Genomic DNA, 1,677 nt, shown 5'->3' with positions numbered 1-1,677 from the left:
TGATTTACTTTATTAAGAGACTATTTATAAAGTAAATCTTAAGACAGCTAGAGTAATGAATATGGGTGGGTTAAGGCGGACAGCTCTGTTAAAGCGATGCAGCGAGGTAGCGCGGTCAAAGGAGGCCACCCCATGAGCGACTACCGGTGCGCTCATGGGGGTTTCCCCCACTCGCGCTTTGCATAAAGAGAGACTTGATCAGCTTTCACAGTACTCGCCCCCTATCCCACCCTAAGCAAGGATTTAAGCTTTATTTAACAAACAGCCAATAAAATATATCCCATATTCTGATTACTTAACCAATGGTATCTGGGGGTGGTCAGACGGGTTTGGCAGCCAGGTAGTCCTTAGAGAGACAGGGGGTTTGAGAGAAAGGTAGCTCCTACAGCCAATGACCAATGGCTCAGTCATAACCCAGTAGGCATTTTAGCTGTCCATGGGTTAGACTTTGACAACTTGCCCAAAGTATTGGAAGATCCTTATCAACAAATCTTGGTCAATGGTAACTTCTTATACTGAAATAATTTTATTTCACAGTAAGTAAATTTGGATTAATATAATCGTATCCCCGTTTTTTAGATCAAGCTGATAAGATATCCATGAGTGTTAACACAGTGCCATCTACCCCTTCTATCCGTTATTCAATCGATGTGATCCAAGACGAAGCACGTCGCTTAGTGGATAAAGGATTTGTCAGTCGTCAACAGCCCATTTACGTTCTTTGCCAATATATTCCAGCTCGAGAATGGCTGTGTGTGGAGTGTGAGCTAGAGCAGTGCGAATTCCTGCTAAGAGACCGTATTGCTGACCTGATCGGTTCTCAAAAATGGGAAAATGACTAAGCGACCTCAGTCAAACGGCATAGAAGCTGATCCTAAGACAAAAAAGTGCGATCGAGTAGGTAACTAACAAAACCCCATCAATGCCACCGATAAAGGCTATAGTGACTTACTAGATGGGTTGGGCAACCGTCAGCGGTTGAGTATATATCAGCAAACTTCAGGGAATAGTGTTGGGGAGTAACAAAGCTGCCATTTGTAATCAAAAGCCTTGAGTTGATGGTATCTCAGCCCTGAGTGGGTAAATCCATTAGATGGGAACAGAAATGTCAGAGATTGAGCGGAGTTTCTGTTTCCCGTGGTTGATTTCTAGGCTATTAGTCTCCCACTTTAGTCTCCCACTCAGACCTGAGTTTTTTCACGCTCCGTGTCAATCTAACTATTTCAATCTAACTATTACTGTCTGATTTACGCAATTCCTCTAACTCCTTACGAAGATCAGCAAGTTGTGTTGTCAGTTCCTCAATATCATCCTGTGCATTGGACTGAACAGGATTGCTAGATGATGCTGCAGCAGGATCACTGGAGGTACCAGTTGTCGGTGTACCCACGGGATTACCTGGTTGATTCCACATCTGCTCAATAAAACGTCGGGCTTCAAGTTCAGTAGTCTCTCCTTTTTCCGCCCACTCAGTCACCTGTTGATTGAAATCTGACTGAAACTGAGCCAGACTTTCTTCACGCTTTTGAGGGTCTTGCAGGGTTTCAACGAAAGAGGCTGTTGCCCCCAAGGAGGCGCGAAACCCAGTTTGCAGTAATTCCAGGAGATTGTTGGAGTTCATTTATACTAACGATTTACCATAAATTTTTTCTTAAGGACGTCCGTGGGACGTCCTTA

General features: G+C 43.9%; 2 protein-coding genes. One reads left to right on the top strand and one right to left on the bottom strand.

The window, feature by feature from the left end; translation table 11 throughout:
* Positions 1–599: 599 nt before the first annotated feature.
* The gene (locus tag F6K20_RS37480; RefSeq protein WP_008179930.1) at positions 600–842 is read left to right on the top strand and encodes a DUF4327 family protein; all 243 of its coding nucleotides are present in this window, start codon (positions 600–602) and stop codon (positions 840–842) included.
* 386 nt (positions 843–1,228) lie between these two features.
* Here F6K20_RS37480 and F6K20_RS37475 read toward each other — a convergent pair whose 3' ends face one another.
* Positions 1,229–1,621 (bottom strand): hypothetical protein, encoded by a 393-nt coding sequence (locus F6K20_RS37475; protein ID WP_008179929.1) that lies wholly within the window; start codon positions 1,619–1,621, stop codon positions 1,229–1,231.
* Between the last annotated feature and the right edge of the window lie 56 nt (positions 1,622–1,677).

The sequence above is a fragment of the Moorena sp. SIO2C4 genome (genome assembly GCF_010672485.1).
GTDB lineage: Bacteria > Cyanobacteriota > Cyanobacteriia > Cyanobacteriales > Coleofasciculaceae > Moorena > Moorena producens.
Note: the sequence above shows the minus strand (reverse complement) of the source record. Positions and strands in the feature narration are given on the sequence as shown.